Annotated in this window: 26 protein-coding genes; 14 read left to right on the plus strand and 12 right to left on the minus strand. The window is 72.0% G+C overall.

Translation table 11 applies throughout. The features are described 5' to 3' along the window. Positions 1 to 45: 45 nt before the first annotated feature. Positions 46 to 906 (minus strand): dihydropteroate synthase, encoded by an 861-nt coding sequence (folP, locus tag ACFYVL_RS13510; protein WP_389243983.1) that lies wholly within the window; start codon positions 904 to 906, stop codon positions 46 to 48. Positions 907 to 1,045: 139 nt separating this feature from the next. On the opposite strand from folP, the gene ACFYVL_RS13515 reads away from it, so the two are divergent. Further along, positions 1,046 to 1,690, plus strand: a complete 645-nt coding sequence (locus tag ACFYVL_RS13515) for a DivIVA domain-containing protein (RefSeq protein WP_389243985.1) — start codon at positions 1,046 to 1,048, stop codon at positions 1,688 to 1,690. 86 nt (positions 1,691 to 1,776) lie between these two features. Next, complete coding sequence (locus ACFYVL_RS13520; protein WP_389244220.1) at positions 1,777 to 2,343, plus strand: DNA-3-methyladenine glycosylase I; 567 nt, start codon at positions 1,777 to 1,779, stop codon at positions 2,341 to 2,343. Between the two features lie 6 nt (positions 2,344 to 2,349). Here ACFYVL_RS13520 and ACFYVL_RS13525 read toward each other — a convergent pair whose 3' ends face one another. Then, entirely contained in the window at positions 2,350 to 3,150 is an 801-nt protein-coding gene (locus ACFYVL_RS13525; RefSeq protein WP_389243987.1) for an enoyl-CoA hydratase/isomerase family protein, read from the minus strand. Positions 3,151 to 3,463: 313 nt separating this feature from the next. Here ACFYVL_RS13525 and ACFYVL_RS13530 point away from each other — a divergent pair, with 313 nt between their 5' ends. Continuing rightward, complete coding sequence (locus ACFYVL_RS13530) at positions 3,464 to 3,631, plus strand: DUF3117 domain-containing protein (RefSeq protein ID WP_003966491.1); 168 nt, start codon at positions 3,464 to 3,466, stop codon at positions 3,629 to 3,631. 166 nt (positions 3,632 to 3,797) lie between these two features. Here the strand turns inward: ACFYVL_RS13530 and ACFYVL_RS13535 are convergent, their stop codons facing one another. Continuing rightward, positions 3,798 to 4,463 (minus strand): O-methyltransferase, encoded by a 666-nt coding sequence (locus tag ACFYVL_RS13535; RefSeq protein WP_389243988.1) that lies wholly within the window; start codon positions 4,461 to 4,463, stop codon positions 3,798 to 3,800. Positions 4,464 to 4,615: 152 nt separating this feature from the next. Between ACFYVL_RS13535 and sigE the strand changes: the two genes are divergently transcribed. The 5 genes from sigE to ACFYVL_RS13560 all read left to right on the plus strand — a co-directional run bounded on the left by sigE (position 4,616) and on the right by ACFYVL_RS13560 (position 10,195). Continuing rightward, positions 4,616 to 5,401, plus strand: a complete 786-nt coding sequence (gene sigE / locus ACFYVL_RS13540; protein ID WP_389243990.1) for an RNA polymerase sigma factor SigE — start codon at positions 4,616 to 4,618, stop codon at positions 5,399 to 5,401. Then, on the plus strand, positions 5,398 to 6,459 hold the full coding sequence (locus ACFYVL_RS13545; RefSeq protein WP_389243992.1) for an anti-sigma factor family protein: 1,062 nt from the start codon (positions 5,398 to 5,400) through the stop codon (positions 6,457 to 6,459). Before sigE ends, ACFYVL_RS13545 begins: the two co-directional genes overlap by 4 nt. A 79-nt stretch (positions 6,460 to 6,538) precedes the next feature. Further along, positions 6,539 to 8,695, plus strand: a complete 2,157-nt coding sequence (locus tag ACFYVL_RS13550; RefSeq protein ID WP_389243994.1) for a trypsin-like peptidase domain-containing protein — start codon at positions 6,539 to 6,541, stop codon at positions 8,693 to 8,695. A gap of 137 nt (positions 8,696 to 8,832) precedes the next feature. Further along, positions 8,833 to 9,333, plus strand: coding sequence for a sec-independent translocase (locus tag ACFYVL_RS13555; protein WP_389243996.1), 501 nt, complete (start codon positions 8,833 to 8,835; stop codon positions 9,331 to 9,333). Positions 9,334 to 9,520: 187 nt separating this feature from the next. Next, a complete protein-coding gene (locus ACFYVL_RS13560; protein WP_389243998.1) occupies positions 9,521 to 10,195 on the plus strand; it encodes a hypothetical protein in 675 nt (224 codons plus the stop codon). Positions 10,196 to 10,341: 146 nt separating this feature from the next. On the opposite strand, the gene ACFYVL_RS13565 is transcribed toward ACFYVL_RS13560, so the two are convergent. Genes ACFYVL_RS13565 through ACFYVL_RS13575 form a run of 3 tightly spaced genes read right to left on the minus strand, consistent with a single transcriptional unit; the run spans position 10,342 to position 13,368 of the window. After that, positions 10,342 to 11,475: an Mrp/NBP35 family ATP-binding protein gene (locus ACFYVL_RS13565; RefSeq protein ID WP_389244000.1), complete on the minus strand. Its 1,134-nt coding sequence runs from the start codon at positions 11,473 to 11,475 to the stop codon at positions 10,342 to 10,344. Positions 11,476 to 11,519: 44 nt separating this feature from the next. Further along, complete coding sequence (locus tag ACFYVL_RS13570) at positions 11,520 to 12,116, minus strand: DUF1003 domain-containing protein (protein WP_389244002.1); 597 nt, start codon at positions 12,114 to 12,116, stop codon at positions 11,520 to 11,522. Next, a complete protein-coding gene (locus ACFYVL_RS13575; protein ID WP_389244004.1) occupies positions 12,097 to 13,368 on the minus strand; it encodes a magnesium transporter MgtE N-terminal domain-containing protein in 1,272 nt (423 codons plus the stop codon). Before ACFYVL_RS13575 ends, ACFYVL_RS13570 begins: the two co-directional genes overlap by 20 nt. 266 nt (positions 13,369 to 13,634) lie before the next feature. Here ACFYVL_RS13575 and ACFYVL_RS13580 point away from each other — a divergent pair, with 266 nt between their 5' ends. After that, positions 13,635 to 14,402, plus strand: a complete 768-nt coding sequence (locus ACFYVL_RS13580) for a hypothetical protein (protein ID WP_389244006.1) — start codon at positions 13,635 to 13,637, stop codon at positions 14,400 to 14,402. Positions 14,403 to 14,459: 57 nt separating this feature from the next. Here the strand turns inward: ACFYVL_RS13580 and ACFYVL_RS13585 are convergent, their stop codons facing one another. Together ACFYVL_RS13585 and ACFYVL_RS13590 are read right to left on the minus strand one after the other, a co-directional pair. Then, positions 14,460 to 14,978, minus strand: a complete 519-nt coding sequence (locus ACFYVL_RS13585) for a hypothetical protein (RefSeq protein ID WP_389244008.1) — start codon at positions 14,976 to 14,978, stop codon at positions 14,460 to 14,462. Between the two features lie 35 nt (positions 14,979 to 15,013). Then, entirely contained in the window at positions 15,014 to 16,123 is a 1,110-nt protein-coding gene (locus ACFYVL_RS13590) for a magnesium and cobalt transport protein CorA (RefSeq protein ID WP_389244010.1), read from the minus strand. A gap of 496 nt (positions 16,124 to 16,619) precedes the next feature. On the opposite strand from ACFYVL_RS13590, the gene ACFYVL_RS13595 reads away from it, so the two are divergent. After that, positions 16,620 to 17,204, plus strand: a complete 585-nt coding sequence (locus ACFYVL_RS13595; RefSeq protein ID WP_389244012.1) for a suppressor of fused domain protein — start codon at positions 16,620 to 16,622, stop codon at positions 17,202 to 17,204. A gap of 58 nt (positions 17,205 to 17,262) precedes the next feature. On the opposite strand, the gene ACFYVL_RS13600 is transcribed toward ACFYVL_RS13595, so the two are convergent. Then, positions 17,263 to 17,610 (minus strand): peptidoglycan-binding protein, encoded by a 348-nt coding sequence (locus ACFYVL_RS13600; RefSeq protein WP_389244014.1) that lies wholly within the window; start codon positions 17,608 to 17,610, stop codon positions 17,263 to 17,265. A gap of 136 nt (positions 17,611 to 17,746) precedes the next feature. Continuing rightward, a complete protein-coding gene (locus tag ACFYVL_RS13605; RefSeq protein ID WP_389244016.1) occupies positions 17,747 to 19,006 on the minus strand; it encodes an MFS transporter in 1,260 nt (419 codons plus the stop codon). 192 nt (positions 19,007 to 19,198) lie between these two features. Here ACFYVL_RS13605 and ACFYVL_RS13610 point away from each other — a divergent pair, with 192 nt between their 5' ends. The 3 genes from ACFYVL_RS13610 (at position 19,199) to ACFYVL_RS13620 (ending at position 21,627) form a co-directional block, all read left to right on the plus strand. Beyond that, entirely contained in the window at positions 19,199 to 19,837 is a 639-nt protein-coding gene (locus tag ACFYVL_RS13610; protein ID WP_389244018.1) for a DUF6758 family protein, read from the plus strand. A 120-nt stretch (positions 19,838 to 19,957) separates the two neighbouring features. Further along, positions 19,958 to 20,824 (plus strand): PHP domain-containing protein, encoded by an 867-nt coding sequence (locus tag ACFYVL_RS13615; RefSeq protein WP_389244020.1) that lies wholly within the window; start codon positions 19,958 to 19,960, stop codon positions 20,822 to 20,824. A 197-nt stretch (positions 20,825 to 21,021) separates the two neighbouring features. Further along, positions 21,022 to 21,627 (plus strand): MarC family protein, encoded by a 606-nt coding sequence (locus ACFYVL_RS13620; protein WP_389244022.1) that lies wholly within the window; start codon positions 21,022 to 21,024, stop codon positions 21,625 to 21,627. Between the two features lie 100 nt (positions 21,628 to 21,727). On the opposite strand, the gene ACFYVL_RS13625 is transcribed toward ACFYVL_RS13620, so the two are convergent. Beyond that, positions 21,728 to 21,880, minus strand: coding sequence for a hypothetical protein (locus ACFYVL_RS13625; protein ID WP_389244024.1), 153 nt, complete (start codon positions 21,878 to 21,880; stop codon positions 21,728 to 21,730). 210 nt (positions 21,881 to 22,090) lie between these two features. Between ACFYVL_RS13625 and ACFYVL_RS13630 the strand changes: the two genes are divergently transcribed. Next, positions 22,091 to 23,050, plus strand: a complete 960-nt coding sequence (locus ACFYVL_RS13630) for an NYN domain-containing protein (protein WP_389244026.1) — start codon at positions 22,091 to 22,093, stop codon at positions 23,048 to 23,050. Positions 23,051 to 23,164: 114 nt separating this feature from the next. Here the strand turns inward: ACFYVL_RS13630 and ACFYVL_RS13635 are convergent, their stop codons facing one another. Then, complete coding sequence (locus ACFYVL_RS13635) at positions 23,165 to 24,046, minus strand: alpha/beta fold hydrolase (protein ID WP_389244028.1); 882 nt, start codon at positions 24,044 to 24,046, stop codon at positions 23,165 to 23,167. Positions 24,047 to 24,155: the final 109 nt, after the last annotated feature.

Genomic DNA, 24,155 nt, shown 5'->3' on the forward strand with positions numbered 1-24,155 from the left:
TTGCCGGGCGCGCCCGGCGCCCAAGGAAGCGGCTGGGGGCGTGGGTCAGGCGAGGCCGCGGCGGGCCACCGCCGGCGCCCGCCACCCCGCAATCGCCCCCACCATCTCCAGCACCTGCCGCGTCTCCTCCACCTCATGCACCCTGTACACCTGCGCCCCCAGCCACGCCGACACCGCCGTCGTCGCCAGCGTCCCGATGACCCGCTCCTTGACCGGCCTGTCGAGCGTCTCGCCGACGAAGTCCTTGTTGGACAGCGACACCAGCACCGGCCACCCCGTCTCCGTCATCTCGCCGAGCCGCCGCGTCGCCTCCAGGCTGTGCCGGGTGTTCTTCCCGAAGTCGTGCCCGGGGTCGATCATGATCGCGTCCCGCCGCACCCCCAGCGAGACGGCCCGTTCGGCCAGCCCCACCGTCACGTCGAGGATGTCCGCCATGACGTCCTCGTACGTCACCCGGTGCGGCCTGGTCCGCGGCTCGGCCCCGCCCGCGTGCGTGCACACCAGCCCCACGTCGTAGCGCGCCGCGACCTCCGCCAGCTTCGGGTCCACCCCGCCCCACGCGTCGTTGAGCAGGTCCGCGCCCGCCTCGCAGACCGCTTCGCCGACCTCGTGCCGCCAGGTGTCGACGCTGATCACGACGTCCGGGTACCGGCGCCGCACCTCCGCGACGAAGCCGACCGTGCGCCGGGCCTCCTCCTCGGCGCTCACCTCCTCGCCGGGGCCCGCCTTGACCCCGCCGATGTCGATGATGGCCGCACCCTCCGCCACCGCCTGCTCCACCCGCGCCAGCGCGGGCTCGTCGCGGAAGGTGGCCCCCTGGTCGTAGAAGGAGTCCGGGGTGCGGTTCACGATCGCCATGATCACCGGCTCGTGCGTCTCGAAAACCCGCCGTCCCAGCCGCAGCATCCGCACATTCCTCCTCGTGACAGGCCTGCCGGAACTCCGACAGGCCGTCTGCGACCTTAACCGTCACACCCGCATGGCACGATCGGGGCCGGAAGGTTTCCGCTTCCGTTCGTGTTCGGTGTGGCCCGGGGAGACGCGCGTGTTCTGGTTCTTGCTCTTGGCGATGGTGGTGGTCGTCGCCGCCGTGACGCTCGCCGTCGTCGGCGGCGGTGACGAGGGTTCCCTTCCGGAGGCGGCCCCCGACCGGCTGACCGACCCGCTGCCGTTGACGCGCCCGGTCGGCCGCGCCGACATCGAGGCGCTGCGGCTGCCGCTGGCTCCTCGCGGCTACCGGATGGCGGACGTGGACGACGTACTGGGCCGGGTCGGCGCCGAACTGGCCGAGCGGGACTCCCGTATCGCCGAACTGGAAGCGGCGCTGGCCGGCGCCCAGGCCGCGTCCGTCGGCGGCCCGGACCTCTTCACCAAACGCCCCCGGGCCACCGAGGACGGACCCACGGTCACCCCGGCCCCCTCGGCCACCACCCCGGAGCCCGTCGTGTCCGTCCCGGACGCCGCCCCGGAGCCCGCCCCCGCTTCCGAGCCCGCCCCGGACGACGGCCCACAGGACGCACACCCGTCCGCCCCGGCCCCCGAATCCGGCACCACCGGACCTACCGGAACCAAGGGCACCACCGCCCCCGCAGACCCACCCGCCCTCACAGACTCGTCCGACCCCACCAACCCCACCGGAACCGACCAGCCGCGCCCCGTCGGCGCCCCTGACGAGGAGCCCAAGCCGTGACCACGCCCCCCGGCTCCACAGCTTCCGGCTCCGCAGATCCCAGCTCCGCAGCCCCCGGCTCCGCCGCCCCCGGTCCCGACGGCGCCCTGCGCTGCCCCTGGGGGCTGGCCACCGAGGACTACACGGCGTACCACGACACGGAATGGGGCCGTCCGGTCCACGGCGACGACGCGCTCTACGAACGCCTCTGCCTGGAGGCCTTCCAGTCGGGGCTGTCCTGGCTGACGATCCTGCGCCGACGCGAGGGCTTCCGTACCGCCTTCGCCGGGTTCCGGATCGCCGAGGTGGCGAAGTTCGGGGACGACGACGCGGCCCGGCTGCTCGCCGACCCCGGCATCATCCGCAACCGCGCCAAGATCGCGGCGACCCTCGCGAACGCGAAGGTCCTCGCCGACTGGTCCGAGGGCGAGCTGGACCGGCTGATCTGGTCGCACGCCCCCGAACGAGCGGCCCGGCCGGTCCCGCGCACCCTCGCGGACGTGCCCGCCGTCACCCCGGAGTCGACGGCCCTGGCCAAGGACCTCAAGAAGCGCGGCATCCGCTTCGTCGGCCCGACCACGGCGTACGCCCTGATGCAGGCCTGCGGTCTCGTCGACGACCACCTCGCGGACTGCGTGGCCCGGGGCGGTGCGGGCGGCGACGGCGGGAAGTAGCCCCGCTCAGCGGCCGAGGTACTTCGGCCGCTGCTTCTCCACGAACGCCTGCACCGCGATGGCGTGGTCCTCCGAGGCGCCGGCCAGGGACTGCAGTTCGTCCTCCTTCTCCAGCGTCTCGGCCAGGCCGTGCCCGGCCCCGTACGCCAGCGACGCCTTCAGCGCCGCGTAGGCGACCGTCGGGCCCTCGGCCAGCGAACGGGCCACCGCCGTCGCCTCCGCGGCGAGCGCGGCGTCCGGCACCAGGCGGTTGACGATGCCCAGCTCGAAGGCCTCCTGTGCGGAGATCGACCGCGGGAACAGCAGCAGGTCGGCGGCCCGGCCGTGCCCGACCAGCCGCGGCAGCGTCCAGGACACGCCCGAGTCGGCGGTCAGCGCGACCCCGGCGAACGAGGTGTTGAAAGAGGCGCTCTCGGCGACAATCCGGTAGTCCGCGGCGAGCGCGAACCCGAAGCCCGCGCCGGCCGCGACCCCGTTGACCCCGGCCACCACCGGCTTGGGCATCTCGGTGAGGGCCCGTACGACCGGGTTGTAGTGCTCCCGCACGGTGCTCATCGTCTGCCCGGTGCCGGCCGCCCGGTCGGCCGCGAGCGAGGTGATGTGCTCCTTGAGGTCCTGGCCGACGCAGAAGGCCCGGCCGGTCGCGGTCAGCAACACCGCCCGTACGGCCGTGTCGGTGGCCGCGGCCTGCACCGCGTCCCGCAGGGCGACCTTGGCCTCGGTGTTCATCGCGTTCATGGCGTCGGGACGATTGATCGTGATCGTCGCGAGCCCGTCGGTCACCTCGTAGAGCACGGTGTCGGCCATCGTCGTTCCCCTCAGCACGTCCGGAAATGGCATGCCGGAGGGCATGCAAGGGCCAGCATGGCGGAGATCTCGAAGCCTGGACATGTGACCTGCGTCAAACAATCCGACCCCCGTGGCGGGGGCGAAGCGGCGAAGTATCGCAGGCGGATCCCCGAATTGGGTGGTTTTGCGGCTGCGCGTTGCACAAGCGATGCCCACCGATGTTGGTCATTGGGTCCAACGATGCGGGATAATGGCCTGGAAGCAATGTGTTCGATGCCGGTGACACCTGGGTTGTCGGCTGCGTGAGCTGGTTTCAGGAAGGGGAACGAGCATGGCGGCCATGAAGCCGCGGACGGGCGACGGCCCGCTCGAGGTGACCAAGGAGGGGCGGGGCATCGTCATGCGCGTTCCGCTCGAAGGCGGCGGTCGACTTGTCGTCGAACTGACTCCGGACGAGGCCGATGCACTCGGCGACGCCCTGAAGAAGGTCGTCGGCTGACGCCTGAAGGCGGAAAGCGCTCTCATCTCTCCACTGCCCCGGCCACGCGCGAGCGTGCACCGGGGCAGTGGTGTTTCCCCCGCGTGCGGTACGGGGCAGCGATAGCGATGGTGCCCCCGCGTGCGGTACGGGCCCCTCAGCTGCCCCCGCGTGCGGTACGGGGCCCTCAGCCCCGGCGCACCGCGCACAGCAGCCCGTCGCCCACCGGCAGCAGCGAGGAGACCAGCTCGGTGGACTCCCGGACCGTGCGCAGCAGTTCGCGCAGCCGCAGCACCTCGGCGGGCTGGGCGGCGGAGTCCACGGTGCGGCCGTCCGCGAAGACCCCCTCGAAGCACACCAGGCCGCCAGGTCGCAGCAGCCGCAACGATTCAGCGAGATAGTCCAGCGACTCCAGCCGGTCGCCGTCGCAGAACACGAGGTCGTACCCGCCGTCCGCGAGGCGGGGCAGGACGTCCAGGGCCCGGCCGGGGATGAAGCGGGCCCGGTTCCCCGCGAAGCCGGCCGAGCGGAACGCCTGCTTCGCGAAGGTCTGCCGCTCCGGCTCCAGATCGACGGTGGTGAGCACCCCGTCGGGCCGCATGCCGTGCAGCAGATAGATGCCGGACACGCCCGTGCCCGTACCGATCTCGGCGACGGCCTTGGCGTCCGCCGTCCCGGCCAGCAGCCGCAGCGCGGCGCCGGTGCCCGGGGACACCGAGGGCACGCCCGCGTCCCGGGCCCGGTCACGGGCCCAGCGCAGAGTGTCGTCCTCGGCGACAAAGGCGTCGGCGAACGCCCAGCTCGTCTGCCGGTTGGCGGTAATGACCCTCTCCTGTCCCCGTAGTTGGCGCAACGGTGACTGTATCCGCTGGAGTCGGGAACTCGCAGATGGGACCGGTCGTTATGAGGGGACAGGGGGGACAGATGGATCACGGCGACCGGGCCCGGCGACGGACCCAAAATTCACGCAAAGACTCTTATCCGGAGCTAACGGGCGAGGTGGTTATGGTAGGGGCTCCACTGGACACCACCAGAGCCGACAGGGGAGGTGCGGCTGCGGCCGGTGATCGGGGAGGAGTGCTACGGCGCTTTCTCAGGTCTGCGGGCGAGCCGAAATCCGTGACCAACACCGCTGACCGTTCCGCCTCCGCCACGGCGACCTTCGCAGAGTTCTCGGACGCCGACGAGGCGTGGACCCCTCCCACCTGGGAGGAGATCGTCAGCACGCACAGCACCCGTGTCTACCGCCTGGCGTACCGCCTCACCGGCAACCAGCACGACGCCGAGGACCTGACGCAGGAAGTGTTCGTCCGCGTCTTCCGTTCGCTGTCGACGTACACGCCCGGCACCTTCGAGGGCTGGCTGCACCGGATCACGACCAACCTCTTCCTGGACATGGTGCGCCGCAAGCAGCGCATCCGCTTCGACTCGCTCGGCGACGACGCGGCCGAGCGGCTGCCCAGCCGTGACCCGTCGCCCCAGCAGGCCTTCCAGGACACCCACTTCGACGCGGACGTGCAGCAGGCGCTGGACACCCTCGCGCCCGAGTTCCGCGCCGCCGTCGTGCTCTGCGACATCGAGGGCCTCTCCTACGAGGAGATCGCCGCCACGCTCGGCGTCAAGCTCGGGACCGTGCGCAGCCGCATCCACCGCGGCCGCTCGCACCTGCGCAAGGCGCTCAAGCACCGTTCCCCCGAGGCCCGCGCCGAGCAGCGCGCCATGGCCTCCGTGGGCACGGCCACGGGGGACGGCTTCCCGGCGGCCGCGGTCGGAGAGGGCGGACTCGGGTGAGCGGATCACGACCCACCCCGGCGGAGCAGCACCTCGGGGACCGTCTCGCCGCACTGGTGGACGGCGAGTTGAACCACGACTCGCGGGAGCGCGTCCTGGCCCACCTGGCGACCTGCGCCAAGTGCAAGGCCGAGGCCGACGCCCAGCGCAGGCTCAAGGACGTGTTCGCGCAGTCCGCACCCCCCGGCCCCTCCGAAGGCTTCCTGGCCCGCCTCCAGGGCCTGCCCGGCGGCTCCGGGGACGAGGACGGCGACGGCGGCGGAGGACCGTTCGGGCGGGGAAGATTCGGGGACGGCGCCCTCGGGGTCTTCGCGGCGGACGACCGTCTCGACGGACTGAGCTTCGGCCGCCGGATCGACTACGAGGCACCGAGCGCCCACCGCCCCATGTTCCCCGCGGGCTCCGGTGACCGGGGTTTTCGCATACACGAGGTCGGCCGTCCGGAGGGCGAGCGCTCCGGCGGGCGCAGGCCGCGCAGGTTCGCCTTCGCCGCGGCGAGCGCCGTGTCGATGGCGGCGATCGCACTCGGCGGGGCCCTGCCGCTGGACAGCACGACCGGCCCGACAGCCCGGGGCGAGCGCACGGGCGGGGTCTCCCCGGCCCGCGCCGCGACCCCGGCGAGCGGCTCGGACAGCTCGCGCCGTCAGGGCGGCGCCACCAGCGTCGGCAGCGGGATCACCAGCACGGGCGGCACCTTCGGCGCGGGCGGGGACACCACCGTGCTGTCCTCGACCACGAGCGCCAGTGGCGCGAGCGGTAGGGAGTTCACCACGGGGACCAACTCGGGCACGCCCACCGCGCCGCCCGCCCCGTACGGCAGCGGGCTGAAGATCTTCCCGATCGCGCTCCCGCAGGGCGCGGCACCGCAGTCCGGCGGCGGCCACGGCCCGTGGCGGCAGGGCGGCGGCGTACGGAACTTCCAGGCCTACCTGAACGGCATTCCGACCCCCTCACTGATACCTCCGGCGCCGACTCCGCCGCCCTCGACGGCATCGCCGGCGCCCAGCCACCTGGCCGTTCCCGCGAAGCCCGGACTGGCGGTTTCCCCCGGCCGCTGACCCGCCCTCTGCGCACGCAATCGCAAACCTGGTTGAATCCAGGGAAGGGGTGCCCGCCACGGGCGCGGAGACTGGTTCCGTGCGGATTTCCGCACGGACCGAGGGCAGTTGCGGGGAGAGCATGGACGAGGGGAAGCCCGCCGTACCACGGGCGAAGTGGTGGAGTCGTCCGGCACCCGGGAGGGCCCGCACCACGGCGGACCCGGTACCGACCGCCGGGGAGGACCTGCCGGCAGCGGCGGGCCGGGTGGACCGGGGAGAGCTGCCGGAGCGGGGCACCCCGACGGACCGGGGCACCCCGGCCGACCGCGCCCCGTACGAAGCGGCGGCGGAGTCCGAGGCCCCGTACGACGCGTCGGCTCCCGTCCAGGACGAGGGCGGTGACTACCTCGTGAAGCAGCCGGACGCCGTGCCGACGCCGGGGGACGCGGCAGCAGCGGATTCGCCGGTGAGGGACCGCGCGGTGGAGGACCGGCACCCGACGTCCCTGGTGAAGAACGAGAACGGCACGGCGGAGGACCGGCACCCGACCGGCACCGCCCCGACCGGCACCGCCCACACGGCTGACACGCCCGCCCCCGGCGCCGAGGCCGACACCGCCCACGGCGCCGACACGGCTGTCACACCCGCCCCCGGCGTCGCGGCCCACACCGCCCACACCGCCCATGCCGCCGACACGCCCGCCCCCGGCGTCGCGGCCGGGGAAGGCGTTGGCGGGGGGCAGCCGGTCGAGGCGGTCGTGCCGCGGCGGTCCGGGCCGCTGCACGACCCCGATCCGTACGGCACACCGCCCTACGGTGGCCCCGGACCGTGGGCGCCCGCGCCGCCCGTGCAGCGGCCGACCCCGGCCCAGGGCACCCACGTACCGCCGCAGCCCCCGGCCCCGGCGGCGGGCACTCATGCGTCGCCGCAGTTCAGCGCACCGCAGCCGCCGTTGCCGCACCTGCCGGAGGGCAGTCCGCTGCCGCCGCACCACCAGCCGCCGCAGCCGCCGCCGGCCCCCGGCGCGCCCCAGCAGTCCCACTCCTCCTCGCAGTACCCGCCGTCGCAGTGGCTGAGCTACGACCCGTGGAGCGCGGCACCGCCGCAGCAGCCGCTGACGTACGCCGGGCCGCCGCCCAGGAAGCGGCGGCGCGGCTCCCTGCTCGTCGGGGCGCTGCTGATCGCCCTCGTCGCCGGCGGCGTCGGCGGCGGCGTCGGCGCGTACATCGAGCGGAACAACGGGCTCACCGGCCCCGTCCAGCTCCCGCAGTCCGACAAGGCACCGCGCGACCGTGCCCCCGACACCGTCGCGGGCATCGCCGCCAGCGCCCTGCCGAGCGTCGTCACCTTCCACGTCAGCGGCAGCAGCGGCAAGGGCACCGGCACCGGGTTCGTCCTCGACAACAAGGGCCACATCCTCACCAACAACCACGTGGTGGAACCGGCCGGCGCCTCCGGTGTCATCTCCATCACCTTCAGCAGCGGCGAGAGCGCGAAGGCCAAGCTCGTCGGCAAGGACAGCGGCTACGACCTCGCCGTCGTCAAGGTCGTCGGCGTCTCGGGCCTCAAGCCGCTGCCGCTCGGCAACTCCGACAACGTCCGGGTCGGCGATCCGGTGGTGGCGATCGGTGCCCCCTACGACCTCCAGAACACGGTGACCTCGGGCATCATCAGTGCCAAGCAGCGGCCCATCACCGCGGGCGGCGAGAAGGGCGACGGCAGCGACATCAGCTACGTCGACGCCCTCCAGACCGACGCCCCGATCAACCCGGGCAACTCCGGCGGCCCGCTGGTCGACGGCCAGGCCAGGGTGATCGGCATCAACAGCGCCATCCGCGGCCCCGACAGCGGTTCGGGCCTCGAAGGCGGCCAGGGCGGCAGCATCGGGCTGGGCTTCGCGATCCCGATCAACCAGGCCAAGCGGGTCGCGGAGGAGATCATCAACACCGGCCGGGCCACCCACCCGGTGATCGGCGTCTCGCTCGACATGAAGTACACGGGCGACGGCGCGCAGGTCGGCACCAAGGGGGCGGACAACACCCCGTCGGTCACCCCCGGCGGCCCCGGCGCGAAGGCGGGCATCAAGCCGGGCGACGTCATCACCAGGATCGACGGCGAGCGGGTGCACAGTGGGGAGGAGCTGATCGTCAAGATCCGTTCGCGCAAACCGGGCGATCTGCTCCGCTTGACGCTGCGGCGCGACGCCCAGGAACGTGAGGTGTCCCTCAAGCTCGGCTCGGCAGGGGACTCATGACGGGGCGCGGTGGCCCAGGTCACCCGCCGTACGCTCAACGGCCCCTCGGGCGCCGGACGAGTGTCACCTGAAGGTACCGTCCGGACAGCTGGGGCGGGTACCGTGGAACGAGCCCGGATAATCCAAGGAGCTGCAAGGTGTTCACAGACATAGGCGGACTAGAGCTGCTGACGCTCGCGGTTCTCGCCGTGCTCATCTTCGGCCCGGACAAGCTGCCGAAGCTGATCCAGGACACCACGCGCTTCATCCGGAAGATCCGTGAGTTCTCGGACAGTGCCAAGCAGGACATCCGAACCGAGCTGGGCCCGGAGTTCAAGGACTTCGAGTTCGAGGACCTCAACCCCAAGAACTTCGTCCGCAAGCAGCTGGCGGAGCACGGCGGGGACGACCTCGGTCTCAAGGAGATCCGCGAGAGCTTCGACCTGCGCGGCGAACTCGCCGAGGTCACGGACGTGGTGAACGGCCGTTCCAAGCCGTCCGCCCAGACCTCCTCGGACACGCCCGAGACCACCGGCACCCGCGCCAACCTGACCAAGGACGACGCCCCCGCCCGCCCGGACATGCTGAAGAAGCCCGAGGCCCCGGCGGCGAACCTCCGCAAGGACGACCGGCCGGCCTTCGACCCCGACGCGACCTGATTCCGGACGTTCGGCGGCCCGGGACCGTGGCCGATTCGCCCCGGTCCGCCCCCGAAACACGTCCGCAAACCCCAGCCGTTCCCGCCGTCCAGGACCGGGGTGGCTATCCTCCATCTGTCCGGTAGCAGGACGCCCGAGGGGGGTGGGCCGCTCCGGACTCCGACGAGCAGAGGAGGCGGCCGGGCAGATGGAGACCACGAGTCTGGTAGGGGCGCAGGGGGATTCCGGTGCGCCCGGTGGGCCCACCGCGGAAGGAACGCCGGCGTCCCGGCGCACGGTCGACGGCTATCTGCGCGCACCGTTCCCCTGGTACGGCCTGGACGAGGCGTTCACGGGCCCGCGCTGGTTGATGCAGGTCACGGACGCCGCGGACGGCACCGTGCAGCACGGTGCCGTGGGGCACGGCGACGAGCCGTCGATACGAGCCGCCGGTGACGACGGCCCGGACAAGGAGCGGTTCGCGGTCGTGGTGACGGTCGCCGCCAATCCGGTCCGCCGCAGCGGCGACGGCACCGGGACGCTGGAGGCCACCTCGGTGTCCTCCGCCGCCTGGCTCGCCGGTTCCGGGCTGCTGTCGCAGACCTGGCCCGCGCAGCTCGACCACTCGATGCGGGACAACTGGCTGGACCAGCAGATCGAGGTCTCCTTCGAGCTGGCCGACGACCTCGAAGGCCCGGACTGGTCGGCGCTGTCGCTGCCGGTCGACGGGGTGCCGACGCCGTTCCACTACCGCGAGTCGGAGTACGGCTGGGTGCTCGCCGGGTCCACCGGCGCGGGTGTCCACCTCGGGGCGTACGGGCGCGGCATGAGCGCGTACGGCCTCGGCTTCTCGGTGGTCAAGGACATCACCACCTACGTCTGACCGGCCGCGGGACCGTACGCGTCAGCAGGACCGTACGAGTAACAGGACCGTACGAGTAAGGGGTGCCCCTGCGCGAGGCACCCCTTACTCATGACTTCCGCGCGGCTCCCGCGCCCCGTCCCGCACGGATCCCGTGCGTCCCGGGATCAGAACTTGTTGCGCGGGGTGATCCCCAGTGACATCCCGGACAGTCCGCGGGCCCGGCCGCCCAGCTTGCCCGCGATGCCCCGCAGCGCCGAGCCGGCCGGGGACTCGGGGTCGCTCAGCACGACCGGAAGGCCGTCGTCGCCGCCCTCGCGCAGTCGTACGTCGATGGGGATGGAGCCCAGCACCGGCACGGTCGCACCGGTCGTCTTCGTCAGGCCCTCGGCCACCCGCTCGCCGCCGCCCGTGCCGAACACGTCGACGATCTCGTCGCAGTGCGGGCACGGCATGCCGGACATGTTCTCGACGACGCCGACGATCTTCTGGTGGGTCTGCACGGCGATCGAGCCGGCCCGCTCGGCGACCTCGGCCGCGGCCTGCTGCGGGGTGGTGACGACCAGGATCTCCGCGTTCGGCACCAGCTGGGCCACCGAGATCGCGATGTCGCCGGTGCCCGGCGGCAGGTCCAGCAGGAGGACGTCCAGGTCGCCCCAGTACACGTCCGCCAGGAACTGCTGGAGGGCGCGGTGCAGCATCGGGCCGCGCCACACCACCGGCGCGTTGCCCGGGGTGAACATGCCGATGGAGATGACCTTCACGCCGTTCGCCGACGGCGGCATGATCATGTTCTCGACCTGGGTGGGACGGCCCTCCACGCCCAGCATGCGCGGCACGCTGTGGCCGTAGATGTCCGCGTCGACGACGCCGACCTTGAGCCCGTCGGCCGCCATCGCCGCGGCCAGGTTGACCGTCACCGAGGACTTGCCGACGCCGCCCTTGCCGGAGGCCACCGCGTACACCCGGGTCAGCGAACCGGGCTGGGCGAAGGGCACCTCGCGCTCGGCGGTGCCGCCGCGCAGCGCGCCGGCCAGCTCCTTGCGCTGCTCGTCGCTCATCACGTCCAGCTCGACGGAGACGCTGGTGACGCCCTCGACGCGCTCGACGGCCTCGCGCACGTTGCTGGTGATCGTCTCCCGCATCGGGCAGCCGGAGACGGTCAGATAGACCGCGACCGCGACCGCGCCGTCCGCTGCGACCTCGACCGATTTGACCATGCCGAGTTCTGTGATCGGTCGGTGGATCTCGGGGTCGTTCACCGTCGCCAGTGCTTCGCGCACCGCGTCTTCCGTAGCCATGGTTCCGATACTACGGCGGGACGGGACGCCCCCGGAAAGGGCCGTCAACGGTCGCCTTCGTCACTCCCGTTCGGCGGCTGGGGCGGGAATACGCTGCGCCGCTCCTCCAACTCCTTCACCAGGTCCTGGAGTTCGGAACGGATCCAGTCGCGGGTGGCGACCTCGCCGAGACCCATCCGCAGCGCGGCGACCTCACGTGTGAGGTATTCGGTGTCGGCGATGGAACGCTCGTTCTGCTTGCGGTCCTGCTCGTGGGTGACCCGGTCCCGGTCGTCCTGCCGGTTCTGCGCGAGCAGGATCAGCGGCGCGGCGTACGAGGCCTGCAACGACAGCGCCAGGGTGAGGAAGATGAAAGGGAACTCGTCGAACCGCAGGTCCTTGGGCGCGAAGACGTTCCACAGCACCCAGAGGATGATCACCGCGGTCATCCAGACGATGAACCGCCCCGTCCCCAGGAACCGCGCGATCTTCTCCGAGAACCTGCCGAACGCCTCCGGATCCCACTCGGGAAGCAGGCGCTTGCGCGGCGCCTTCGGCTGATCCAGACGCACACGCGAGGCGCGCGTCACCGCACTGGCGCCGGTCGTGGACCGCGCGCGCTCCTTGCCCTCACCACCCCGCTCAGTGGCCACCGACAACACCCCCCGGGTTGAACTCCGTCTCCCGCCAGTCGTCCGGCAGCAGGTGGTCGAGCACGTCGTCCACGGTCACGGCGCCGAGCAGCGCCCCGCCCTCGTCGACGACGGGTGCCGCGACCATGTTGTACGCGGCGAGATAGCTGGTCACGGCGGGCAGCGAGGTGTCCGGCGAGAGCGGCGGAAGATCGGACTCCACCACCGAGCTCACCAGCGTCCCCGGCGGCTCCCGCAGCAGCCGCTGGAAGTGCACCGTCCCCAGGTACTTGCCGGTCGGCGTCTCGTCCGGCGGCCGGCACACGTACACCTGCGCCGCGAGCGCGGGGGAGAGGTCCTGCTGGCGCACCCGGGCGAGGGCGTCGGCCACCGTGGAGTCGGGGCGCAGCACGATCGGCTCGGTGGTCATCAGACCGCCCGCCGTCCGCTCCTCGTAGGAGAGCAGGCGCCGTACGTCGGCCGCGTCGTCCGGCTGCATCAGCGTCAGCAGCCGCTCCTTGTCCTCCTCCGGCAGCTCCGACAGCAGGTCGGCGGCGTCGTCGGGGTCCATCGCCTCCAGGACGTCGGCCGCCCGCTCCTCCTTGAGCTTGCCGAGGATCTCGATCGAGTCGTCCTCCGGCAGCTCTTCGAGCACGTCGGCGAGCCGGTCGTCGTCCAGGGCGGAGGCCACTTCGGCGCGGCGCTTGGGGGTCAGGTGGTGCAGGGCGTTCGCCAGGTCCGTCGGGCGCAGCTGTTCGTACGCCGCGATCAGGTTCTCCGCGCCCTGCCCGTGCTCCTCCAGCGAGAACCCGGTGACCGCCGACCACTCCACGGTCAGGGTCTCCCCCTTGCGCCGCAGCGCACCGCCCTTGCCCTTGCGCACGAAGACCTTGTCGATCTCCCAGTCGCGGCGGGCCGGGAGCTGCGCGATGGCCACGTCCAGAACGGTGACCTCCTCGTCGTCCTCCACCAGCCGCACCCTGCGGTCCAGCATCTCGCCCAGCACCAGGCGCTCGGTGGGGCGCTGCTCGAAGCGGCGCATGTTGACCACGCCGGTGGTGATGACCTGGCCGGACTCCACGCCCGTCACCCGGGTCATCGGCAGGAAGATCCGCCGCCGGCTGACCACCTCGACGACCAGACCCAGCAGCCGCGGGGGCCGGTTGCCCACCCGCAGCATCGCCACCAGGTCGCGCACCCGGCCGACCTGGTCGCCGTTGGGGTCGAACACGGGGACTCCCGCGAGGTGCGACACAAAGACGCGCGGTGCGCCTGCCGCCATCCCGACCGCCTCCCTCCGAATACCGAATGCCGAACGACTCTCGTGACCCGTGATTCTCGCGTCTCCCGGCGCGACCGCCCGCACCCGCGAAATTGTCTGCAAATAAGCCGGACACCGGTTTCAGGCTAGCCCGAGAAGATCAACGACGCTCCGGCGGGCGTCCGGACGGCTCTCCCTCCGAGGGGGCGGACGACCCGGGTACGCTGCCCTCTGCCAACCGGACGTCCCCCACGCCCCGGACCCCCGCAGGAGAGGCAGTGCCGACCGTGACCGCTTTCCCCCCGGCTGCCCGGGCACGCAGGGCCGTACTCGTCGGCGCGGTCTGCGCAGGCCTCGCGGCCGGACTCACGGGCTGCGGCGAGGACCCGGACGAGGGGACCAACGGGGTCGGCAAACTGTCCGCCGCGGAGATCGAGGGCAAGGCGCGGGAGACCGCGAAGGCCTCCGCCGCCGTACGGCTGACCGGCACCTTCGTCAGCCGTGGTGGCACGTACAAACTGAACATGCGGCTGAAGAACACCGGCGGCGCCGGCTCCGTCACCACCAAGGACTCCACCTTCGAGCTGCTGCGCGTCGACGACCAGCTCTTCATGAAGGCGGGCGCGGACTTCTGGCGGCACGACGCCACCAAGCCCGGCGCGACCTTCGAGAAGGAGGACGCGGAGGCCGCCGACAAGCTGGAGGGACGCTACGTCAAGGTCCCCCGGGACGACCCCGCCTACGGCCAGTTCCGCGGCTTCACCGACAAGCAGGTGCTGCTCGACGGGCTGCTCGGCCTCAACGGCGAACTCGGCAAGGGCGACCGCGAGAAGATCCGCGGCATGCGCACCATCAAGGTCGTCGGCGGTGCCGAGGGCGAGGGCGGCGCGCTCGACGTCTCGCTGGAGAAGAAGCCCTATCCGCTGCGGCTCGCGCGCGCGGGCGGGGCCGGAGTGGTCCAGCTGACGGACTGGGACCTGGACTTCCCGCTCTCCGCGCCGCCGAAGGAGATGACCGTCGACTACGGCGGCAAGCTCCCGCGCACCAACAACTAGGGTCTGCCGCCCGCAGCGGGGCCCCGGCCCCGCTGCTTCCCGGCCCGCCCCCGCCGCCTACTTCCCGGCCCGGCGCCCGCGCTTCAGGAGCAGTCTGGGCAGGGCCGCGGGCACCGGCTGCCGGGTCGTCGCCGGGGTCGCCAGCGGTACGGCGGCCAGCGAGCCGTCCGGGAGGGTGCCCGGTGCACCCTGCGGGGTCAGCCGCAGCAGCCGGCACTCCCGGGCCCAGCGCTCGGTCATCCGCTCGGCGTCGGGCGCGTTCAGCCGCTTCCCCTTGAGCTCGGCGACCGCCGCCTCCCACTCCTCGGTGCCCGGGGCGAGTTCCCGCACGGCGGCGCTCCAGGTGACCAGCCGGCCGCCCTTGTCCTTGCTGCGTACGGTGACCTCGGCCGTACCGCCGTCGGCGAGGCCGGGGAACGGCTGTTCGCCGGGGCCGTCGCCGATCAGGTGGGCGGCTCCGTCCAGCCAGACGTGCCAGAGGGCGCGGGCGGGGCCGGTGCCCCGGACCCAGAGGAGGCCGGACTTCTTGGTGGCCTCCTCGACGAGGGCCCGGTCGAGGAGAGGGGTCTGCGACATGGGGCAAGCGTAGGGGGTGGGGCGGTGGGCCCCGCTCAGAGCCACCCGTTGCGCTTCAGCAGGCGGTGGATGGTCACACAGACCACCGCGATGCCGCCGATGACCATCGCGTACCCGTACCGCCAGTGCGTCTCGGGCATGTAGTCGAAGTTCATGCCGTACACCCCGCAGATCATCGTCGGGACGGCGACGATGGCCGCCCACGAGGTGATCTTGCGCATGTCCTCGTTCTGGGCGACCGTCGCCTGCGCGAGGTTGGCCTGGAGGATGGAGTTGAGGAGTTCGTCGAAGCCGACGACCTGCTCGTGCACCCGGGCCAGGTGGTCGGCCACGTCGCGGAAGTACTTCTGGATGTCGGGGTCGACGAGCCGCATCGGGCGCTCGGAGAGCTGCTGCAGCGGGCGCAGCAGCGGTGCCACCGCCCGCTTGAACTCCAGCACCTCGCGCTTGAGCTGGTAGATCCGGCCCGCGTCGGCCCCCCGCGAGCTGCCCTTGGCGGGGGCGGAGAAGACGTCGATCTCGACCTCGTCGATGTCGTCCTGGACGGCGGAGGCGACCGCGATGTAGCCGTCGACCACGTGGTCGGCGATGGAGTGCAGCACCGCCGAGGGGCCCTTGGCCAGCAGCTCCGGGTCCTCCTGGAGGCGGTGGCGCAGCGCGCGCAGCGAGCCCTTGCCGCCGTGCCGGACGGTGATCACGAAGTCCGGTCCGGTGAAGCACATGACCTCGCCGGTCTCCACGACCTGGCTGGTCGCCGTCAGCTCGGTGTGCTCGACGTAGTGGATGGTTTTGAAGACGGTGAACAGGGTGTCGTCGTAGCGCTCCAGCTTCGGCCGCTGGTGGGCGTGCACCGCGTCCTCCACGGCCAGCGGGTGCAGCCCGAACTCGGCCGCGATACCGGCGAATTCGGCCTCCGTCGGCTCGTGCAGGCCGATCCAGGCGAAGCCGCCCTGTTCCCGTACGCGGATCATCGCCTCGTGCGGGGTGCCGCACTCCTTCATCCTCCGGCCGTCGCGGTAGACGGCGCAGTCGACGACCGCGCTGGAGGCGGAGTGGTCGCGGGTGGCGTCGTAGTTGCTGTAGACGGTGGGGCTCCTGCGCAGGGAGGGGCGTACGACTGCGCGCAGGTCACGGATCATCGACATGGCGGGCTCCTTCGCAAAGAAGCCGTCGGCGTGGCGTGGCACTGCCCGGAATGGAGACGTGCGGGGCCACGGCGCTGTGACAGGGGTGCACGTCGGCAAAGCGGGCGGCACCGCGAGGACGCGGTGACGGCGTTCGCTCAGACACGGATCAGGCAAATCAGGTGAGGGTGAAGTGCTCTTCCGTCGTGCGAGACGCAACGGAAACCGAGTGGTTTCGGTACTCCGAGGGCCGGGTACGAAGCCTCAGGCCGCAGTATGCGGAAGTGGCGCGGAAGAGCGGTTGGTACTACCGGGTCGACTTCGATCCACCGCAGCCCCACCTCCTCCGGCCGGTCCCCCGTGAGGGACGACGTGTCGTCAGGGGCTCGAAAAGTAATGCCGTCGTGTTTTCCACGGACCGCCCCGACCAGCAGCCCAGGCTACCAGCCGCCTCTGGTGTCAAGCCCCGTCAAGCCCCTCCTTTGCCCGTTCCATACGCGGCCTATGCTCGCGGACCATGGGAGATGTACTTGCGCTGGTAGAGGCCCGACTTCGGACGACCCTGGGCGAACCGGACGCGCGCGCCGCCGTCACGTTCCTCGGTACGGACCGCGTCGAGGTGCTGCGGTTCCTGGACGGCGACATCGTCAGGTACGCCACTCTCGGCATGTCGGCGGCCCCGATGACCGACCCCACGGCGGCCCTGGCCGACCCGGTGAAGGGGCCGCGCGCCGAGCTGGTCCTGTCGGTGCGGGCAGGGCTCGCGGACACCGACAAGGTGCTGCGGCCGCTGGCCGTGCTGGCCGCGTCGCCGCAGGTGGAGGGTCTGATCGTGGCTCCGGGCGCCTCGCTGGAGGTGGGGGAGCCGCTGTGGCCGGGGGCGCCCTTCAGCTCGGTGCTGGTGGCCGAGGGCGGGGGCCTGGTCGAGGACCTGGAGCTGGACGCGCCGATGGACCCGGTGCGCTTCCTGCCCCTGCTGCCGATGACGGCCAACGAGGCCGCCTGGAAGCGGGTGAAGGGCGCCCAGGAGCTTCAGGAGCGGTGGCTCGCACAGGGAACGGACCTGCGCGATCCGCTCCGGGCGGGCGCGCGGCTGGACTGAGAAGCGGCGGAGGAAATGGGCCGAAACCCATCGCTCCGCCGCTCGGTGCGACGCGCCGTCAGGAGCGCAGGGCGGCCCAGGTGTTCGGGCCGACCTTGCCGTCGACGACGAGTCCGCCGAACCACTCCTGGAACTGCCGGACCGCCCCTTCCGTGTTCGCCCCGAACTTCCCGTCCACACCCTGCGGCCCCACCCCGAAGCCCCACGAGACCAGCAGGCACTGCGCTTCGCGGACCCGGTCGCCGGTGTTGCCCCGGACGGTGAGTCCGGTGCCGAAGTAGTACCCGCAGTCGCGGGCGATCGAGGGGGCCGGGGCGGGCGCCGCCGCCTCGGCCGCGCCGACGGCGAGCCCCGCGGTCAGCACCGCGGCGGCCAGTGCGCCGAACAGCTTCCTGCGCTGGAACATGGTCTTTCCCTCCGTACCGGCAGGCTTCCGTGTCCTGCCGGTACGAAGGTGGGGCGCGGCCCGCGCCGCTGTCGAGACACCTGCCGTAGCCCTCCGCGAAGGGAAACGGGCAACCCCGGGGAAACGGCCGGCGGGGTCAGTTGGCGAAGACCGTGACGCCGTCCTCGGTGGCGTGCGCCGGCTTGAGCTCCTCGGCCTCGTGCACCAGGGATCCGCGCCGCACCAGGACGACGACGGCGCCCAGCACGGCCGTCACGGCCGCGACCACGAACGGGATGTGGATGTTGCTCCACTCCTCGATCTTCGGTGCCAGGAACGGGGCGGCTGCCGCGGCGAACCAGCGGACGAAGTTGTAGCCCGCGCTGGCCACCGGGCGCGGCGCGTCCGACACGCCGAGCGCCAGTTCCGTGTAGACGGTGTTGTTCACGCCGATGAAGGCGCCGGAGAGGATCGTGCAGACGACGGCCGCGGTGTGGTTCCCGTACCCGAGGACCAGCAGGTCGACGGCGAGCAGCACCAGCGAGCCGCCGAGCACCTTCAGCGAGCCGAAGCGCTCCTGCATACGGGGGGCGACCAGCACGGAGAAGACGGCGAGCAGCAGGCCCCAGGCGAAGAAGACCGCGCCCGACTTGTACGGCGTCATGTCCAGCACGAACGGCGTGAACGCCAGCACGGTGAAGAACGCGTAGTTGTAGAAGAAGGACGAGGCGGCGACGGAGGCCAGGCCGCCGTGGCCGAGCGCCTTGATCGGGTCGAGCAGCGAGGTCTTCCTCGCGGGCCTGGGCTGTTCCTTCAGGAACGCGGTGATGCACAGGAAGCCGATCGCCATCAGCGCCGCGGTGCCGAAGAACGGGTAGCGCCAGCTGGCGTTGCCGAGGGCCGCGCCGAGCAGCGGGCCGCACGCCATGCCCAGGCCGAGGGCCGACTCGTACAGCAGGATCGCGGCGGCGCTGCCGCCTGCCGCCGCGCCGACGATCACGGCGAGCGCGGTCGAGACGAAGAGCGCGTTGCCCAGGCCCCAGCCGGCCCGGAAGCCGACCAGCTCGCCTACGGACGAGGAGGTGCCGGAGAGCGCGGCGAAGACGACCACCAGGGCGAGTCCCAGCAGCAGCGTCTTCCTGCCGCCGATCCTGCTGGAGACGAAGCCCGTGACGAGCATCGCGACCGCGGTGATCAGGAAGTACGAGGTGAACAGGAGGGACACCTGGCTCGGCGTGGCGCTGAGGCCCTTGGCTATCGAGGGGAGGATCGGGTCGACGAGCCCGATGCCCATGAACGCGACGACCGAGGCACCGGCCGTCGCCCAGACCGCCTTCGGCTGGCGCAGGATGCTGCCCGCGCCTTCGTCGAAGGGGTCGGTTTCGCTGCTTTCTCCCGTTGCTGCGCCCTGCTGCATGGGGTCTCCCGTCCTCCGTCAGATCGTTGCGATATACAAACAATAAGTTAGGTCGGCTAATGAATGCAAGCTACATCTAGTTTTGGCCGGTGGGAGGGGTGGGGAGATTTCCGGGGAGCGCCGGAAAGCGGCGCGCGCCGGACGGGTGATCGTCCTTGACGCGGCGTCGACCGGGGAGGACTGTTGGGCGCTATGAGGGGCGAACCCAGTTGCCCGAAGTGCGGAGGCCGGGTCAGGGCGCCCGGTCTCTTTGCCGATACCTGGCAGTGCTCCGCGCACGGCGCCGTGCACCCGCTCCAGCCGGTGCTGCCGCCCAGCGTCGAGGCCCTCGCGGTCGCGGTGAACCGCGCCCGGGTGCCCATCTGGATGCCGTGGCCGCTGCCGGTGGGCTGGCTGTTCAGCGGCGTCGCGTACGCGGGCGACGACCGCAGCGGCGGCCGGGCCACCGCCGTCGCCTGCTCGGGCCCCGGACCGCTCGGCGGATTCGGTGAACTCCTGCTCGTCGCCGAGGAACTCGGCGTCGGCCTCGGCGCACGCTACGCCGGGATCGACGGGCCCGACCCCGGCGCCCACATCGCCATGGAGAAACCCCCGGTCACCAAGGTCCTCGCGGCCGGCCGCCCCACCCCCCTGTGGCACGTCTCCGGTACGCCGACGGACCGCGCCGTCTTCGCGGGGGAGGCGCGCGGGCTGTGGCTGTGGGCGATCGTCTGGCCGGAACAGTCCGGACTGCTGATGTACGACGAACTGGTCCTGACCGACCTGCGCGACGCGGGCGCCGAGGTCGAACTGCTGCCCTGCGGGGCGCTCTCGCCGCGGATCCTGGCGTAACGGCCGTCCCCGCGCCGCCCGCGCCGCAGGTGGGGCGGCGTCGCGTGACCCGGTGATGTTCGAATCGCCGTTACTCTTGACGCGTCACCTTCCGTCCGCCCTGCCCCTGGAGTAAGCGTCGTGCGCATCGACCTGCACACCCACTCCACGGCATCCGACGGCACCGACACCCCCGCCGAGCTGGTGCTGGCCGCCGCCGCCGCGGGCCTCGACGTCGTCGCGCTCACCGACCACGACTCGGTGCGCGGCCACGCGGAAGCCCTCGCGGCCCTCCCCGAGAACCTCACCCTGGTGACCGGCGCCGAGCTGTCCTGCCGCCTCGACGGCACCGGCATGCACATGCTGGCCTACCTCTTCGACCCCGACGAGCCCGAGTTCGCCCGCGAGCGCGAACTGGTCCGGGACGACCGGGTGCCGCGCGCCCGCGGCATGGTCGCCAAGCTCCAGGACCTGGGCGTACCGATCACCTGGGAACAGGTCGCGCGGATCGCCGGCGACGCCTCCCTGGGCCGGCCGCACATCGCCGAGGCCCTCGTCGAGCTGGGCGTCGTGAAGACCGTCTCCGACGCCTTCACCGCCGAGTGGCTCGCCAACGACGGCCGGGCGTACGTCGACAAGCACGAGCTGGACCCCTTCACCGCGATCCGGCTGGTCAAGGCCGCGGGCGGGGTCACCGTCTTCGCGCACCCCGGCGCGGCCAAGCGCGGCGACACCGTCCCGCTGACCTCGATAGCCGAGCTGGCCGCCGCCGGTCTCGACGGCATCGAGGTCGACCACATGGACCACGACGACTCCGACCGCGCCCGGCTGCGTGCCTTCGCCGCGGACCACGGACTGCTCGTCACCGGCTCCAGCGACTACCACGGCAGCCGCAAGACCGTACGGCTCGGGGAGTACACGACGCACCCCGAGGTGTACGGCGAGATCACGCGGCGTGCGACCGGCGCCTTCCCGGTGCCCGGCGCGGGTGGACGCCCGCGCGCCTGAGCCCCTCCCGGCCCACGGCGCACCTCCCGGCGCCCGGATCCCACGATCCCGGCGTCCTACGAGTCAACGATCCTCATGTTGACCCGGCGCTCTTCGTGCGGGCGTCGGTACGGGTCAACAATCCTCATGTTCCGCACCCGAGTCGTGCCCGCGCGCCCGCCGCGCACCGGCACGGCCCTCTCCTGCAAGGCATCACTGTGTTCGACTTCGCCGTCTTCGGATCCCTCTTTCTCACGCTTTTTGTGATTATGGATCCCCCCGGTATCACCCCGATCTTCCTCGGCCTGACCTCCGGCCGGCCCGCCAAGGTGCAGCGCCGGATGGCCTGGCAGGCGGTGACCGTCGCCTTCGGCGTGATCGCCGTCTTCGGCGTCGTCGGCCAGCAGATCCTCGACTATCTGCACATCACCACCCCCGCGCTGATGATCGCGGGCGGTCTGCTCCTGCTGCTCATCGCGCTCGACCTGCTCACCGGCAAGAACGAGGAGCCGACCCAGACCAAGGACGTCAACGTCGCCCTGGTGCCGCTCGGCATGCCGCTGCTCGCCGGGCCCGGCGCGATCGTCTCCGTCATCCTCGCCGTGCAGCACAACGGCACCGTCGCCGGTCAGATCTCGGTGTGGACGGCGATCATCGCCATGCACGTGGTGCTGTGGCTGGTCATGCGCTTCTCGCTGGTGATCATCCGGGTGATCAAGGAGGGCGGTGTGGTGCTGGTGACCAGGCTCGCGGGCATGATGCTCTCCGCGCTGGCGGTGCAGCAGATCATCAACGGCGTCACCCAGGTCGTCCGCGGCGGCTGACGGCCGTAGCCGCGCATACGGCGAGCGCCCCCGTGCACGTACTGCACGGGGGCGCTTTCGCTGTCTTCTTCGCTACGTCTGCGTCGGTACGTCGTCGGTATTACGAGGCCGTGGATTCGGCCGGGCGGATGTAGATGCGCTGACCGATGGAAGCGGCCTGCTGCACGATCCGGTTGACGGAGGCGGCGTCCACGACGGTGCTGTCCACGGCGGTGCCGTCAACATCGTCCAGTCGCATGATTTCGAAGCGCACGCGCTTCTCCCTTCGTCTGATCCTCCTGCTGGAGAACTGTGGTGAATGTGTGGGGCGCGCGTGGCACGACGGCCACACGTTCCATACGGGTACAACGAGCCTCCCCACGAGAACATTCCCTACGCTAAAGAAAATTTTCGCGAGACTAACTACTCGCCGGTGAGACACCGGTTGTGCGGCGCCCGCGAGGGCCCGGACAATGGGATCCGTATGGACGACGCACAGCCTCCGGGCTTCCCCGCCAGCTCCCACGGCTCCGCCGCAACTCCCGCCGACGGCGACCGCACCACAGCGCTCGCCGACCGCCTGGACCGCACGAACGAGCTGCTCACCCGCATGCTCGCGGAGGTCGCCAAGACCCCGTCCACGCACGCGATCTTCGTCGACGCCGGATACGTGTACGCGGCGGCGGGCCTGCTGGTCACCGGCACCGAGGACCGGCGCTCCTTCGACCTCGACGCGGAGGGACTGATCGAGGCCCTCATCGACAAGGCCCGCATCATCTTCGCGGACAGCCGCCTGCTGCGCGTGTACTGGTACGACGGCGCCCGGCGCCGCATCCACACCACCGAGCAGCAGACCATCGCCGAACTCCCCGACGTCAAGGTCCGCCTCGGCAACCTCAACGCCAACAACCAGCAGAAGGGCGTCGACTCCCTGATCCGCACCGACCTGGAGTCGCTCGCCCGGCATCGCGCGATCAGCGACGCGGCCCTGGTCGGCGGCGACGAGGACCTGGTGCCGGCGGTGGAGGCGGCCCAGGGGTACGGGGCGCGGGTCCACCTCTGGGGCATCGAGGCGGGCGACGGCCGCAACCAGGCCGAGCCGCTGCTCTGGGAGGTCGACAGCCAGCGCACCTTCGACCTGGACTTCTGCAAGCCGTACGTCACGCGCCGCCCGGTCACCACGTACGAGCAGGAGAACGGCCCGCCGCCGTCGCGCGACGACGTGCGCTTCCTCGGCGCGCAGATCGCGGCGAAGTGGCTGGCCGAGCGCGGCCGGCAGCAGCTGGGCGAACTGCTGCCGGGACGGCCCTACCTGCCGGGCCCCGTCGATCAGGAGCTGCTCGTGGAGGCGGAACGGATGCTCCAGCGGTCGCTGCGCGGCCACTCCGACCTGCGGAGGTCGCTGCGGGACGGCTTCTGGCAGCACCTCCAGTCCCAGTACTAGACCAGTACTGGAGCGGGCCCCAGGGATTCGCCGCGGTCGCGGGGGACGCCCTTGGCTCCGCCCGGGTGCCGTCAGCGTCCCGTCATGCCGTGGTGCCGTGGTGCCGTGGTGCCGTCAGCGTGCCGCCGTGCCGTCCCAGAACTCGACGAGGGCCCGCGCGGTCTCCTCGGGGCGGTCGGTGTTGGGGGAGTGGCCGGCCCCCTTGATCACGCTGCGGTGGGCGTCGAGGCGTACCGCCATGTCGTCCAGCAGCGGGACGGGCCACGTGTCGTCGACCGTGCCGGAGACCACGTGCAGGGGCAGGCCCGTGGCGCGCAGTTCGGCGACCCGGTCGGGCTCGGCGACGAGCAGGCGCCCGGTCGCGACGAGCTGGGCGGGGCTGTGCCGCAGCCAGCGGTCGCGCAGCGCCTTCTCGTGCGCCGCACTGTCCCCGCCGGTGTCCGTCTCCTCCGGCACGGGGGTCTCCATCGCCTGCATGGCGTCCCACACCTCGCCCATCGACATCGTGGCGAGGGCCTGCGTCAGCAGGGCGATCTTCTCCTGCTGGGAGGGGTCCACCTGCGCGGGCCCCGACGACATCAGCGTGAGCGAGCGGAACGGGGTGGGGTCGAGCAGGACCGCGGCCCGCGCGATCTGACCGCCCAGGGAGTGCCCCAGCAGGTGCACGGGGGCGGCGGAGCCGCCGACGGCCGCCGCCTGGGCGAGTACGTCCCGGGCCAACTCGGCCTGGGCGTACGGGGATTCGTCGTCCGCCGGGCCCTGGGACTCGTACTGGCCGCGGCCGTCCACGGCGACGGCCCGGTACCCGGCACGGGCCAGCGGGCCCAGCATCGCGATGAAGTCCTCCTTGCTGCCGGTGAAGCCGGGCAGCAGAAGGGCGGTACCGGCGGGTTCGGCGGCGGGCGCCGCTTCGAGGGCGGCGAAGGTGCCGCGCTCCGTGCGCAGCGGCACGGACCGGACGCCGGAGGGCGGGGTGAAGGTGGGCGGCCTGCTCATGCCGCCGAGATTACCCGGGGGCCCGTCCGGCGAAGCGCGCCGCCACCACCCCCGGGCGCGGAGGCGGCGGCGTGGCGCGGCCCCGGGGGGAAACGGCGGCGGCCCCGCC

It is taken from the genome of Streptomyces sp. NPDC004111 (assembly GCF_042874215.1).
In the GTDB taxonomy this organism is placed as follows: domain Bacteria; phylum Actinomycetota; class Actinomycetes; order Streptomycetales; family Streptomycetaceae; genus Streptomyces.